We start from the raw sequence: 15,397 nt of genomic DNA, 5'->3' as shown, positions 1-15,397 counted from the left end.
AATTACAAATGTTAATGCAAAATTTGTGTAACAAAAAGTAAAAGAATCACAAGTATGTATTTACACTATAGATATTTGATTATGGTAATCTTAATGATAAGCACTGCTTCAACAGGACAGTGTTTAGACAATTTTACCAGACCAAGTGATGATTTTGTTTTGAGTTCATGGTCCGTTCGTTGTCAAAACGGGAATGACGGAATAATAGATATTTCAAATATAAGTAGTACAGCAGGTAATTTTACGAACCAAGGGTTTATTATCAGAATTTTGAGCGGTCCTACGGGAACTTCAAATTATGCTGTTCCGATAAATGAATCAACTTTTTCAATAACAGGATTAGTTGCCGGAACCTACACATTAGACATCATGGATCAATGTGGAGGAAATAGTTCGGACAAAACAATAGTCGTAGGGAGTCCTAGTAACTATTTAACGGCAACTTTTTTGATGCGTAATACTTTCAATAATACTTCACTGTCGGGGTGTGGCAATTCTGTCAAATATCGTTTTCTTTTTGTTGCCCCAGGTTCATCAGGAGATATTGAATTGGTTTTAACTAATTCAGCAAACAACACTTTGATTTTCAATCTTCCGATTGCCAGAACTAAATCGGCTATGAATAACTCATATAGTTTAGATGTAGAGGTGCCGGTAGCATTTTTTAACGGACAAGATATTACTTACAACGCATCAAATTTATGTAGTTCATTCTCAGGAGCTATTTCTTGTCCGTTAAATTATGATATTGTTTTCGGAGTGCCTTCCATTAATGAAAGCAGTGACCCTGATAATTCCTGTAATTTAGGGTTTAATATAAAGATATTCAGAGACTATATGGTCAACCCGATTACGGTTAGTGTTGAAGAAAGTTGCAATCCGGGACAAGCTGCGACTAATGCTTTCGGAGAAGTTTTACAACCACAAAGCGTTAATGTAGCACACTTGAACTCCCAGCCTATGGGAATGGCAACAGTAGTAGATCTAGGATTAAAATACAATACACATTATGATATAACTTTTACAGATGCTTGTGGGAAAGAAGTCGTTAAGCATGTGATACAGAACGGAACACCTTTTGATCCGGCTTTAAGCTGTGAGAATGGTTTAGTGACTGATTCAGGAGGCTTCTTTGATGATGTGGCTTTTATAAATTTTAACGGATTGCCATACAGTTCACAATCAGTAGGGCCGTTAACAATAACGGTAAATTCAGGGCCTTCAACGTATACAACAAGTAACGGAACCGGCGGAAGTGTAATCACTTCTCCTATTCAGTATCCTTATATAGTTAATTTCAGTTCGCCTTATGCTTATATGCTGATAGAAAAAGACAATGTAAAAGCATTTCCGTCAGGAAATTATAATTTTACCATAGAAGATGCTTGCGGAAAAACCGCTAATTACTCAATGAATACGTCATGTGTAAAAGATTATACGCTTTCTCATCATATAAATTATTGTGAAGAGGTTTCTGATAGCCTGGAGGTACGGATCAATATACCAAAAGCTTTATTCGGGACTTATGCCGCTATTTATAAATCGGACGGAACATTAGTGTATTCAGATAAGATACAAGTGGGACCACCATTTAATTTTCAACCGGTAGCTCAAACCGGAAGAATTTATCTGACATTGCAGAATAATGAAACCTATTTCTTCAGATACGGAGGTGTTGACGGTTTCGGTACAGCAGTTTATCCGACTCAATTAGGAGGAAGTAATTTAAATACCAGATTACAAGGGGGCTTTTTATACGAGTATCAATTCTCTATTAACCTGGAGCCATTTCACTTTGATTCAATAATAGCCTGTGAAACAACGGTAGAATTAGAAGCTACAGGAGGAACAGCTCCGTATAAGTATTCATTATATGACAGTACAGGTAATACACTATTAGAAAATTATCAGGATTCAAATATTTTTTCCGGATTGACCGTAGGAATGACCTATTTAGCTAAAACAAGAGATAATTGTGGTAGAGAATTTGCACAACCATTTACCGTTTATGCCGCTCCGGATCCGACTTTTCAAATTGTGAACCAACCATCATGTAATACAAGTAATGGAGTCGTTCTTTTTGAAAATCTTCCGACAGACTGGACGATTACCAATGTAGATACAAATGAGGAATATAATGGCGCTACTGCAACATTTAATTTAGAGAATTTACCGGGACAGATCTACAATTTTGAAGTTAAAGATAATGATACAAATTGTACATCTACATCATTTTTAACTATATATCTGTTTTCGGAAAATTGTCCTGAATCGCATGATGATGTATTTTATTGTTCTGATTCAGATAGTGATTATGTTATTGATGTACTCCAAAATGATAATACAAGCATAGGTTTAGATATGCAATCTATTAACCTTATTGCTCCCAATAATGCTACATCCTTCGTATATCAATGGGGGTTGGTGAAGGGGTTTACAGTACCTAGTGAAGGGGTATGGTCTGTAGACGATGTAGTAGGCAAGGTTCATTTCACTAAATTTCCTTCTGCTTTGAGTATAACAAGCGTAGCTTATACTGTAAAAGATATTGAGGGAAATTTAGCGAACCAGGCCAGTATTTATTTTGATTGTTTACCGATTGCCGTAGATGATGTCGGCTTTTATACTGTCGGTCAGTCAGTGACTTTACCGATCTTAGATAATGATACTTCGGGTTCTGTTGTAGATCCGTTAACAGTTGTATTGCTGTCAAATCAAGGAAATGCAACAAGTACTACAGCTGAATTAACCTTGCAAATTCCCGCTGAAGGAACATGGAGCGTTGATCTGACGAACGGACAAACGACTTTTTTACCGGAAACCGGCTTTTCGGGTTTGCCATCTTCAATTCAATATACTGTAGAAGATTTTGATGGAAATGTGTCTAATGTTGCTACTATAAGTCTGATCGAAAATGATTGTGATATTCAGGTTACAATTCCCGGTTTTTCATTGGAACATGTCCAGTGCTACGGTGAGATTCCTACTCAGGAAAGTTTATCTGTAGAAGACTTTATGGCATTGGGTGATCAAACCGGTCAGGTTAGTTCAAGCTGTGGCGTTATTGTAATAACGGCTGAAAATGAAGGTGTAAACGGCTGTAATCAAGTTATAACAAGAACATACCATATTGTAATCTATGATAACCAAAGCAATGTAACCAATAATTCAGCAGAAATACTTTATGAAACCGAGTTTACACAGCAATTTTTAATTCAGGATACAATTCCTCCCCAATTTACATCAACAGTACCGGCAACAATAGTATTAGGTCCTACAGATGAAATTCCTTCATCAGATACTGTCAGTGTTACAGATAATTGTAGTGAGGTGCAGATAGATTTTAATGAAGAAACAATAGAAGGAACTTGTGAAACAGAAATGAATATAATAAGAACTTGGATTGCAACAGATTGGTGTGGTAATGTAAGCTCATATACTCAGGAAATTATTATTCAGGATAACACCTATCCGGAGTTTTATCCTGATAGGTTAGAAACACTTTATTTAAGTTGTGAAACAACGCTTCCGGAGGTAGACGTTACAGCTTTGGATAATGGACAGCCTATAGCTGTTACTTATGAAGAGGAAAAGATAGAAGGAGACTGTTCCAGTTTTTATAGAATAAACAGAAAATGGAAAGCAGTAGATGGTTGTGGGAATATTAATATTTTGGAACAAACAGTAGAAGTGACCTGTGATATAAATGTCTACAATGCTTTGTCACCTGATGGTGATGGAATAAATGATTATCTGATTCTCGAAGGGATAGAGTGTTTTCCGGACAATCAGGTTACTATTTTCGATCGTTGGGGAAGTATCGTTTTTGAAACGCATGGCTATGATAATAGTTTAAATGTTTTTAAAGGGAGAGCTCAAAGCGGAATGCGTGTCGATACTAAAGCTTTACCGACAGGAACATACTATTACATTATAACGTACAATGCACCGATTGAAAATAATTTTGAAGATAAGAAGAAGACAGGTTATTTGTATATTAATCAGTAACTTAAATGTAGATGAAAAAGAAATTACAATTACTTATTTTATTGTTTTCCACTACTATACTATTTGCACAACAAGACCCACAATACACCAATTACATGTTTAACCCGATGTTGTTCAACCCTGCTTATGCCGGTTCGAGAGGTGTTTTCAGTGTTTTTGGATTACATCGGTCACAATGGGCCGGGCTCGACGGTGCGCCGATAACAAATTGTGTATCCGTGAATAGCCCGGTAGGATTAAAAGGAGTAGGTATGGGATTAATAATAAATAATGACAAACTGGGACCATCCGTTGAAAACAACATTTCGGCTAATTTTTCCTATAGCATTTATTTTTCTAACCTTTCCACTTTGTCTTTTGGTCTGAAAGCCTCTTTGGATGTTTTAAATGTAGATTATTCAAAATTATCCTTTTATGATCCATCTGATCCGCGATATCAATATAATATAAACAATCAGGTGTCGCCTAATTTCGGTGCCGGATTGTATTGGTACTCGTACAATTACTATCTGGGATTCTCCATACCGAATTTTTTAGAGACCAAACATTACAATGATGAAATAGTAAGTACCAAGACAGATCATCTGCATTATTATTTTGTCGGAGGATATATTTTTACAGTAACTTCTACTATTGAATACAAACCTGCTTTTTTAACAAAAGTAATTCAAGGAGGTAAAGTACAGGTCGATCTGACCTCTAATTTCAGATTTTATGAAAAATTCGAAATCGGAGCGTCTTACAGGATAAGCGGAGCCGTTAGCGGAGTTGCTTCTTTTCAGTTAACACCGGGTTTGCTAATAGGGTATTCCTATGATGCGGAAACTTCGCGGCTTGCAAACTATAATTCAGGAACACATGAATTCTTCTTACGCTTAGAATTACCTGAGAAAGGAAAAATTATAGAATCCCCGAGATTTTTTTAGAATTGGAAAGGCATGAAAAGAGTATTGTTCCACATATTGTTATTTGAATCTTTTTTGTCAATGGCTCAGACTAATTTTCAAACTGAGCTTGAAAAACAGTATGCCAAAAAAAACTATATGGAAGTGATTCAGCTTTATGAGAAGACAATCGCCAGAGGATACCGTTCAGCTAAAATGATTCAGTTGTTAGCAGATTCCTATTACTATAATTCATTTTATGAACAAGCAGCCGAATGGTATGAGAAACTATTGACTAATGAACCGGAAGGCTCACTGAATGAAATGGTTTATTTCAGATATTATCAAGTATTGAAAACACTTAAACAATACGATAAAGCTAAAGAATATTTCAGTCTTTACCTTAGGGCCAGTAAAAAATATAATTTAAAAATAGTGGAACAAGATACCGTAAAGTTGTTGCCTTTTTCTGTTACTTTAATTGAGAATTTACCTTTAAATACAGCTACTTCTGAGTATGGTTTGATAGAAGACAAAAATACAATGATCTTTACCAGTAACAGGGAAAATAAACAGCACCGTAACAAACATCAGTGGACAAAATTACCGTATTTGAGTTTGTATTCGGGAAGCACGGAAAAGCAGTATAAGAGTGCTATGGTCAAAGGAATTGAAAAGTTAGACTATAATGTATCCAGTCCTGTGTTTTCTAAAGACGGGAGAACCGTTTATTTTACGGTTAATGATCTTACCGGAAAAGATCACAAAAATGAAAAGTATGGCTTAAAGATCGTAAAAGCAACTATTGACGAAAAAGGAAACTGGGAAGATATTGTTTTTTTACCATTTAACAGTAACCAATACAATTGTGCTCATCCGGCTTTGAGTACAGATGAAAAGATACTGTATTTTTCTTCTGATATGCCCGGAGGTTACGGACAATCAGATATTTATGCAGTAGAAATTAACAAAGGGCAGTTCGGAACGCCGATAAATTTGGGGAACATAATAAATACATCCGGAAGAGAGACCTTTCCTGCCATAGAAGATAATTCAGGTTTGTATTTTGCTTCTGACGGAAGGATGACATTCGGAGGATTGGATATTTTTAAGGCAAAATTGTGGAACGGAATTGAGGTTTTGGATGTACTGTGTTTACCCGAACCTATAAATTCGTCATGGGATGATTTTGCCTATTACCGCAATCCGAATGCTGATTACGGATATGTGTCTTCAAACAGAGAAGGAGGTAAAGGCCTAGATGATATTTACAAATTTAACCTGAAAGCTCAAACAGGTATTGCAGCCACTTTACTGAATAAGATTAGCTCCGATCCGTTGGTTAATGCTACGGTAGCCTTGTATAATGAAAATTTTGAATTGATAGAAAAAACCTTAAGTGATGAAAAAGGTATTTTCAGATTTAAGAAATTAAACCTTACCGATATCTATATCCTCAGAGTCGAAAAGGATAAATATTTCACGGAAGAGCTGGTATATAACTTCGAGCAAGGTCTGCCTAGTGAGATATTTTTAGAACCAAAAGATCTGATTATTGAGCAAGGAGAAGATGTAGGAAAGAAACTTCAGATCAATGATATTTACTTTGACCTGGATCAATACAACATAACAAAAGAAGCCGAAGAAAAATTAGGCTTATTACTGGTTGTAATGGAACAATTTCCGGATATTTATATTGATATTCAATCTCATACCGATAGTCGGGCAGGGGACGAATACAATATGCAACTGTCAGAAAGAAGAGCGCAAGCGACAAAGAGTTGGTTAGTCGTAAACGGGGTGAGTGGTGATAGATTAAGGGCAAAAGGTTTTGGAGAAACCCGTTTGTTAAACCGTTGTTCAAACGGTGTAAATTGTAGTGAATCTGAGCATAAAGTAAATAGGAGAAGTGAATTTATTGTAAGATAACAAGCATAAAGAAAGTGCATTTTGTCGGTATTTATAGGTTATTTAACAAGTAAAGTTGTTTTTTTTATTTTTTTTAGATAAATTTATTAATGCTATAGTAAAAGAAACAACTTAATGAGAAAAAAGAATATTGTAATTGCAGTATTTTCTGTTTTACTCGTCATTGTAAATCAGTTTCTTATTGAATATTTTCTATACAATAAAAAGGAGGATGCTAATTTGATCAATCTGGTAGGAAAGCAAAGAATGATCGGTCAAAAAATAGCTTTAGAATTCTACAGTCTACAGCAAAAAAATAAGGAAAAGAATATTTCAGATATAGAAGAATCAGTTCAAGATTGGGAACATAGACAAAACCAACTGAAAAGATTCAATACAGATATGTCGAAATTACTTTTGTCAAAAGATGAAGTGCAATTTTTGTTAGATGATTTTCCGAAATTAGATCGTGAAATAGCGTTTGTCAAAAAGCAACTTATCGAATATAAAGACGGGCGAAAAATTGATTTAGAAGATATTGTAGCAAACCAGGATATTTATCTTGGTGAGATGGAAAAAGCAATAAGAATTTACACAGACCATGTAGATCGAAAATTATGGGTCGTTATTTTTTTAGTGATCTTTTCAAATATGATTATACTTCTGGTAGGGGGGTATGTGCTTTTATCGTTAAAAGCTGCCTTAGAAGAACATAAGAGCAAAGAAATAGAACTGGAGAAAGCAAACCTTACTTTAAAAGAAAAAAATAAAGAACTGGAACAGTTCAATCATATTGCGTCTCATGACCTGAAAGAACCTTTGAGAGGAATATCAAACTTCATCCAGATTATAGATGAAGATCATAAAGACAGTTTAAACGACGAAGTAAAAAGCTATCTGCAAAATATTGAGAAAGCTTCTAAAAGAATGGAAGGGTTGATAACCAGTTTGCTGGTTTATTCCAGAATAGGAAGGAACAGAGAATTGGTACTTTGTGATCTGGATATAGTGGTAAAGAGAATATTAGGCGATTTAGAAGACCTGAAGATACAGGAAAATATGAGCATAGAGTTTGATAGATTGCCCCTAATTGCCGGATATTCGTTAGAATTGAAGAGGCTCTTTCAAAGTTTGATCAGTAATGCTATTAAGTTCAGAAGAAATGACGAAAAACTTAAAATAGAGATCAGATGTAAAGAAATAGAAGGATATTATGAGTTTTCAGTAATAGACAATGGAATAGGAATTGAAAAACGAAATTTTGATAAAGTATTTTATATTTTTCAAAAACTGCACAACAATAAAGAGTATGAAGGCTATGGTATAGGGCTTACAAACTGTAAAAAGATTGTTGAGCTACATGGAGGGAAAATATGGATTGAATCCGTTTTAGGGCAGGGAAGCATTTTTAAGTTTACATTGAAAAGGTAAAATAAAAAAAGAAAAATGGATAAAAGTGTAAAATGTATTATGTTAATTGATGACAATGAGATGGATAATTTTGTTCACGAAAGAGTGATAAAAAAGCACAACGCCGCTGAACATATTGTTGCCAAACAATCAGCACTGGAAGCCCTCCATTATCTCGAGGCCGGAAATTCGGAAGATGGGAATTTCCCTAATATCATTTTTCTGGATATAAACATGCCCGGAATGGATGGATGGGAGTTCTTAGAAGAATACGGAAAATTAGAAGATGGACTGAAAGACCGGAAAGTCGTAGTGATCTTGACAACATCTGAAAACCCGGAAGATTTTTTAAAGGCAAAGAAAGCAAAGGAGCTTTTCTCTTTTAAGACCAAACCTTTAACCAAAGAAATTTTAGATGATATAATAGAAGGCTATTTGAAAAAGTTTAATTAATTCCCCCCTGTAGAATCTAGGGCACCCCATTATGAATTATTTGAAAGCAGTTTTAATTGAAAATGATAAGAAAACTATACAGTTTTTCAATGAAATCATTGAAAACTATAGTGCTATTGTAACTGTGGTGTCTGTAAATAGTACTTTGAAAGAGGCTTTGAATCTGATAGTACAAGAACGCCCGGATTGTATCATTATGAATTGCAATAAACAAAACTATGAGGCAATAGAACAATTAAAAAAGATGCAGATCGTGATTCCGAAATTTATTTTTATGTCTGGGGAACCTTCTGATGCCTGTGTAGCGTTTAAATATAATGCCATAGATTTTTTATTAAAACCTTTAGAGTTAAATTTACTCATTATAGCATTTTATAGAGTTATGAGATATCGAGAAATGGAATTGGCTTATCAAAACAGTAAAGTGATTCAGGTGAATACTACTGAAGAAGAAAATAAAATGGAGGATGTTATCGCTATTTCCTCGTCAGATAAAATAAATCTTGTTAAGATAATTGATATAATCTTTCTCAAAGCAGAAGGCGCTTATACAATAATACAGCTAAAAGACGGAACCAAGATATTTTCCAGTAAAAATCTTGGCGAATACAAACAAACGTTGCCCCAGAAGTCTTTTTTCAGAATACACCATTCTTATGTGATTAATGTAAAAGAATTATATAAGATCATTAAAAAAGACGGTACGTATTGTGAATTTATAAATGGGATCGTTTTACCTGTTGCCAAGAGGAGACAGGATGAGTTTTTTAAATTTATGAGATTGTGATTATAGTTATTAATCTACTTTGTTTAAGATGAAGAAAACAATAAAAAAAGTCATGATTATTGATGATAACGAGTTCGATTGTTACATCACATCTGCGTTAATCGAAAGCATTAATCCGGATATAGAGATAATGGAATTCAATTCTTCAAAATTAGCTTTAGAATATCTGATGGAAAATTTAGAGAAAGTAGATAAACTCCCTGATATTCTGTTTATAGATATCTATATGCCAGTGATGGATGGTTTCGAGTTTATTCAAAAATACAATCAGATACCGATCGTCCTGCGTCAGAAAGTAAAACTTTGCGTGACTTCAACTACAATAGATGATTTTCATGTTAAGAAGATGAAAAGTGATGTCAAGGTATTATTTGCCAGTAAGCCGATCAGTAGAGAATTCTTAGAACCATTATTAGCAAAATAAAAAAGCAAAATCCGTTTAATCTTTTTGCAATAAGTTTTCAGCTATTTCAAAAAATGTTACATTTGTCGAGATAGGATGAAGATAAAGAAATCAGGTGCAAACAAGTGACATATTTGTTGTTGAATACAGCAAAGAACTTGATCACTACGGTTTCTTAAACGTAAAAAGTATATATGGATAATTCCCTAATTTATACAATAGCCGAAATTGGCCAGGCACATGAAGGCAGTTTAGGCATGTTGTTTTCTTTCATTGAAGCCTTAGCAGAAACAGGAGTCAGTGCTGTAAAGTTTCAGATGCATATTCCTGAAGCCGAAAGCAGTGAACACGAACCTTTCCGGGTAAAGTTCTCATTAGAAGATAATACGCGTTATGACTATTGGAAAAGAATGAGCTTTACTCTGGACCAGTGGAAAATGATCAAACAGAAATGTGATGAATCAGGCGTAGTTTTTTTATGTTCTCCTTTTAGTAATCAGGCTGTTGACTGGTTGGAAGAAATCGGAGTAACACAATACAAAATAGGCTCGGGAGAAGTAAATAACTTACTTATGCTGGAAAAAATTGCTCAGACGGGTAAGCCTGTCATCTTATCATCCGGAATGAGCAGTTTTGCAGAACTGGACGAGACAGTTGCTTTCTTAAGAGGCAAAAAATCACCTTTCTCCATTTTACAATGCACAACTTCATATCCCACTTTACCGGAACAATACGGATTCAATGTTATTCAGGAACTAAAAGAACGTTATGGCGTAAAAGTGGGCTATTCAGACCATTCAGCTAATATCGCGACAAATATAGCAGCAGTAGCTGTAGGTGCTGAAATTATAGAATTTCATGCTGTATTCGACAGAAGACAATTCGGACCCGATTCAAAATCATCTCTGACTATTGACGAGATCAAAGAATTAGTTCACTATGTGAACAATATAAAAATAGCATTGGATCATCCTGTCGATAAAAACCGAAACGAAACATTTAAGGAATTAAAACATATCTTTGAAAAATCTTTGGCAGTGAATAAAGACCTGCCGCAAGGACATCAACTTTCATTTGCAGATCTGGAAGCTAAAAAGCCCAAAGGATATGGTATTGATGCCGCACTTTTCTCAACTGTAATCGGTAAGAAGTTGAGAAAGCCTTTAAAGAAATGGAGTTTCTTAAATGAAGAAGATTTAGGACATGAATAGAAAAAGAAAAATAGCGGTAGTGGTTACCGCAAGACCATCTTATAGTAGAGTTAAAACAGCTATTCAGGCTATAAAAAACCATCCCGAACTGGAATTGCAACTTATTGTAGCGGCCTCTGCATTATTAGATCGCTACGGTTCAGCCGTGAACTATATTAAAAAAGACGGTTTTGAGATTCATGCAAAAGTTTTCAATGTGCTGGAGGGCGAAAACCTGACCGCTGCTGCAAAAACAACCGGAATAGGAATCTTAGAATTGTCAACGGTTTTTGATAATCTGAAACCGGATATCGTGGTTACTGTTGCAGATCGTTTTGAGACTATGGCAACGGCTATAGCTGCTTCTTACATGAATATTCCGTTAGCTCATATTCAGGGAGGAGAAGTAACAGGGAACATCGATGAAAAAGTGAGACACGCTATCACTAAATTGGCAGATTACCATTTTGTAGCTTCAGAAAGTGCAAAAGAGAGAGTGATAAAGTTGGGAGAAGAACCGGACTTTGTATACAATACGGGTTGCCCGTCAATTGACTTGGCTAAAGATGTTCAGACTTCAAATTTAGATTTCGATCCATACCAAAAATATGGGGAGTAGGAGCCAAACCGGATTTAGAAAAATATCTGGTAGTCATGCAGCATCCGGTAACAAATGAATATCAGGATTCCAGAAGACATATAGAAGAAACCTTAAAAGCAATCGACGATTTAAAAATCCCTACTTTGTGGTTCTGGCCGAATGTTGATGCAGGTGCCGACGGAACTTCGACAGGAATAAGAGCTTACAGAGAATTTAATAAATTAGAGCACGTCCATTTCTTTAAGAACATGACAGGAGATGATTTCTTGAAATTATTAAATAAATCAATGTGCCTGATCGGGAATTCCAGTGTCGGAATCCGGGAGTGTGCTTACTTGGGAGTGCCGGTGGTTAATATCGGATCAAGACAAAATAAAAGAGACAGAGGATTTAACGTAAAAGATGTCGATTATAACAAAGAAGAGATCAAACAGGCTATTTTAAAACAAATTGAAAATGCAAGACCACAAAGTTCAGATGTATACGGTGGCGGGAATGCAGGAGAAAAAATAGCAGATTTGTTGTCGACAGTTCCGTTAAAATTCCATAAAACCATAACTTACTGATTGAAGAATGAAAATATTGGCAGTAATTCCGGCAAGAGGCGGATCTAAAGGAGTGCCTAAGAAAAATATTAAACCATTAGGCAATAAACCATTGTTAGGGTATACCATAGACAGTGCGAATCAGAGTGAAAAACTGACCACAACGATTGTCTCGACTGATTCTGAAGAAATAGCCGAGATAGCCAAAGCAAATGGAGCTTCTATCCCTTTTATCAGGCCAAAAGAACTGGCGGAAGACAAAACGCCCACTATAGAAGTCTTAAAGCATGCTATTAGATTTTTTGAAGATCAAGGCAAATTCTTTGATGCAATTTGTATCCTTCAGCCTACAACACCGTTTAGAAGAGAAGGTTTTATTGATGAAGCTATAGATAAATTTATCAGAACAAATGCAGATACTTTGATCAGTGTTTTACCGGTGCCGCATCAATTTAATCCTCATTGGGTATTTGAAGTTTCAGATGCCAAAGAGGGTAAATTAAAAATAGCTACCGGAGAAAAAACAATAATTCCGAGACGACAGGAATTGCCGCAAAGTTATTACAGAGACGGTTCCGTCTATCTGATAAAAACAGAATGGATAACAAAGTACAATACCTTGTTTGGCGAAACAATAGGTTATATAGAATCTGCTTCAGATGATTTTGTGAACATAGATACAATGGAAGATTGGTTAAAAGCAGAAGAAATTGCCAGACAATATAAATAAAATTGAGAACAGAAAAATAAAGTTCAAAAAAGATAATATTAGGGTAGAAAAAAATGGATAAAACAACTAAAATTTTATTTGTTGTACCGGATGGTGTAGGAATTCGTAATTATTTGTATTCTAACTTACTTGATGAACTCAAAGGAAATAAAATAGCCTTATTAAGTCCCTTGCCCGAAAAGGCATTTTATCAGATCGAAAATGAATTTGAATATTTTCCGCTCAATTTACCGAAGGAAGGAATAGTAACCAGAATAGCGCGTGAATCAGCTACCTATGCACGTTTGTGTAATAATGCTGATAAAGTTAGTAACCCGACTATTTTAAAAAACTGGAATTATTCGCCTAAGGGGAAAGCACTGAAAGCACTGACAAAAGTAGCTCAGTTTTTAGGAAAAAGAACTTTTAAGAATTACGAAAATATTCTCTTTCTGGAAAAAACAGCTCGTAACAACTGGCCGGTCAAAACGATCGCCTTTTACAAAAAGCAACTACAAGAGATTCAACCCACCTCAATCTTTATAACCCATCAAAGAGTAGCTGCATTAATGCCAATCTGTATTGCCGCAAAGCAACTGAATATTCCGGTTACAGCCGTTATTTATTCGTGGGATAATTTGCCCAAAGGGCGCTTGGCTGTTCTGGCAGATACCTATGTAGTTTGGTCAGATTATATGAAAGAGGAGATGCATACCTATTATCCTGAAATAGAAGCCAAAAATGTAATTGTAGCAGGAACACCGCAGTTTGAATTTTACCTGCAAAAGAATAAGATCATTTCAAGGGAAACATTTGCTTCACAACACGGGTTAGATGCTCAGAAAAAATGGATTTGTTACAGCGGAGACGATGTGAAAACATCACCGTACGATCCGCAATATTTAGAAGATTTGGCACAAGCCGTTTCTCAAATAGAAGAATCCTTGCGACCGCAAATTATTTTCAGACGCTGTCCGGTTGACTTTTCTGCAAGATACGATAGCATTTTAGAAAAATATAAAGGTACAATCATTCCGATCGACCCGCTGTGGAATGTACCGAATAAAGATGAAAATTGGGGCGCATTTTATGCTAAACGCGAAGATGTGGATATGCAGGTCAATTTAGCTTTTCATTGTGAATTCGTTGTAAATTTAGGGTCTACTATGGCACACGATTTTGCCATGTTCAATAAGCCTTGTTTTTATATCAATTATGATAAAGTATCGGATGGGAAATGGTCTGTTCAGATGGTTTATAATTACCAGCATTTCAGAAGCATGAACGGTTTAGAACCGGTTGAATGGTTCAATACCAAAGAAGAAATAAAGAACAAAGTGGCACATGCTTTGCAACATCCGGAAGCAATAGCAAAAGATAGAAAGAAGTGGTTGCAAAAGATCGTTAAACATCCGTTAGATAAAGCTTCCGTTCACATAGCCGAATTATTGACAAAATAAATGGAAAAGATCAAACTTTATACTGATGTTCTGAAAGTAAAGGAAGCGCCTAAATGGGGGTATGTATTTCCATTGGTCGAATATTTGGTCAAAGAGAATAAAAAGCTCTTAGAGTATTATGAAATTGTAACTAAGGTTCAGGATGCTGATTTTTTGGCTTTGCCGCTTTCCGTTGAATATTTATTACAAAACGGACAGCAAAAGTACTATGAAGATTTTCTAGCATTAGCGAAAAAGGAACATAAAAAATTACTTGTTTTTACTGCCGGAGATATTGGTAAAACCATTCATGATGCGGATGTCATCACCATAAGGCTAGGAGGTTTTAAAAGTAAACTGCCTGAAAACACATTTATCATGCCTCCTTTTATTGAAGATCCGTTGGAAAAATTCCAATTAGAGTTCAGACTTTTGCCTTATGAAGAAAAACCGTCGATCGGATTTGTAGGACATTCGGCAAAAGGAATTCGAAAATGGACAAAAGAAGGTATAGTGTTTTTAAAAGGAAATATAAAAAGACTATTAGGTAAAGAAGCTACAGATTTTCAATTGTTTTATCCGTCCAGTATTAAAAGGTTCCATTATCTAATGGAATTAAAATCAAAAAGTAAGCTTAAAACAGATTTTATTTTCAGGGAAAAATACAGAGCCGGAATTCAAACTGAAGAAGACCGTAAAAGAACGTCTTTAGAGTTCTTCCGCAATATACAGCAGAACCCTTATACCTTCTGTTTACGGGGAGCGGGGAATTTCTCTGTTCGTTTTTATGAAACACTGGCTATGGGAAGAATACCTGTTTTTGTAGATACAGATTGTCAGTTGCCTTATAGTGAGTCAATCGATTGGAATAAACAGGCTGTTATAGTTGATGCGGGAGCATTTGAAAGTATTGAAGAAAAAATCGCAAATTTCCATAAACAATTAGAAGGCGACAGATTTCAGCAAATTCAGTCAGAGAACAGGGCAATCTGGGAACAGTATTTCACTAAGGAAGGATATTTTAGTAACTTTCAGCAAGAGCTGAAAAAACAGGTATAAA

13 protein-coding genes are annotated in these 15,397 nt (G+C 35.3%); all 13 read left to right on the top strand.

Annotated features, from left to right (window positions below; all coding sequences use genetic code 11):
* The first annotated feature begins 54 nt into the window (after positions 1–54).
* The 13 genes from DI487_RS03530 to DI487_RS03475 all read left to right on the top strand — a co-directional run bounded on the left by DI487_RS03530 (position 55) and on the right by DI487_RS03475 (position 15,396).
* Positions 55–4,008, top strand: a complete 3,954-nt coding sequence (locus DI487_RS03530) for a gliding motility-associated C-terminal domain-containing protein (protein ID WP_109568431.1) — start codon at positions 55–57, stop codon at positions 4,006–4,008.
* 11 nt (positions 4,009–4,019) lie between these two features.
* Complete coding sequence (locus DI487_RS03525) at positions 4,020–4,934, top strand: PorP/SprF family type IX secretion system membrane protein (RefSeq protein WP_179948688.1); 915 nt, start codon at positions 4,020–4,022, stop codon at positions 4,932–4,934.
* A 12-nt stretch (positions 4,935–4,946) separates the two neighbouring features.
* Positions 4,947–6,821, top strand: a complete 1,875-nt coding sequence (locus DI487_RS03520; RefSeq protein WP_109568430.1) for an OmpA family protein — start codon at positions 4,947–4,949, stop codon at positions 6,819–6,821.
* A 114-nt stretch (positions 6,822–6,935) separates the two neighbouring features.
* The gene (locus DI487_RS03515; protein ID WP_109568429.1) at positions 6,936–8,231 is read left to right on the top strand and encodes a sensor histidine kinase; all 1,296 of its coding nucleotides are present in this window, start codon (positions 6,936–6,938) and stop codon (positions 8,229–8,231) included.
* A 15-nt stretch (positions 8,232–8,246) separates the two neighbouring features.
* Positions 8,247–8,663: a response regulator gene (locus DI487_RS03510; RefSeq protein ID WP_109568428.1), complete on the top strand. Its 417-nt coding sequence runs from the start codon at positions 8,247–8,249 to the stop codon at positions 8,661–8,663.
* A gap of 31 nt (positions 8,664–8,694) precedes the next feature.
* Positions 8,695–9,450 carry a LytR/AlgR family response regulator transcription factor gene (locus DI487_RS03505; RefSeq protein WP_109568427.1) on the top strand — a complete coding sequence of 252 codons (756 nt, stop codon included), beginning with the start codon at positions 8,695–8,697 and terminating at the stop codon, positions 9,448–9,450.
* 28 nt (positions 9,451–9,478) lie between these two features.
* Positions 9,479–9,874, top strand: coding sequence for a response regulator (locus DI487_RS03500; RefSeq protein WP_109568426.1), 396 nt, complete (start codon positions 9,479–9,481; stop codon positions 9,872–9,874).
* A 173-nt stretch (positions 9,875–10,047) separates the two neighbouring features.
* The gene (locus DI487_RS03495) at positions 10,048–11,064 is read left to right on the top strand and encodes an N-acetylneuraminate synthase family protein (protein WP_109568425.1); all 1,017 of its coding nucleotides are present in this window, start codon (positions 10,048–10,050) and stop codon (positions 11,062–11,064) included.
* Positions 11,057–11,662, top strand: a complete 606-nt coding sequence (locus DI487_RS16525) for a UDP-N-acetylglucosamine 2-epimerase (protein ID WP_317046261.1) — start codon at positions 11,057–11,059, stop codon at positions 11,660–11,662. Before DI487_RS03495 ends, DI487_RS16525 begins: the two co-directional genes overlap by 8 nt.
* A 35-nt stretch (positions 11,663–11,697) precedes the next feature.
* Entirely contained in the window at positions 11,698–12,210 is a 513-nt protein-coding gene (locus tag DI487_RS16520; RefSeq protein WP_317046260.1) for a UDP-N-acetylglucosamine 2-epimerase, read from the top strand.
* Between the two features lie 7 nt (positions 12,211–12,217).
* Positions 12,218–12,919 (top strand): acylneuraminate cytidylyltransferase family protein, encoded by a 702-nt coding sequence (locus DI487_RS03485; protein ID WP_109568424.1) that lies wholly within the window; start codon positions 12,218–12,220, stop codon positions 12,917–12,919.
* A 53-nt stretch (positions 12,920–12,972) separates the two neighbouring features.
* Positions 12,973–14,358 (top strand): hypothetical protein, encoded by a 1,386-nt coding sequence (locus DI487_RS03480; protein ID WP_109568423.1) that lies wholly within the window; start codon positions 12,973–12,975, stop codon positions 14,356–14,358.
* Complete coding sequence (locus tag DI487_RS03475) at positions 14,359–15,396, top strand: exostosin domain-containing protein (RefSeq protein ID WP_109568422.1); 1,038 nt, start codon at positions 14,359–14,361, stop codon at positions 15,394–15,396.
* Position 15,397: the final 1 nt, after the last annotated feature.

It is taken from the genome of Flavobacterium sediminis, assembly GCF_003148385.1.
In the GTDB taxonomy this organism is placed as follows: domain Bacteria; phylum Bacteroidota; class Bacteroidia; order Flavobacteriales; family Flavobacteriaceae; genus Flavobacterium; species Flavobacterium sediminis.
This window is presented reverse-complemented; position numbering and strand designations above follow the sequence as displayed.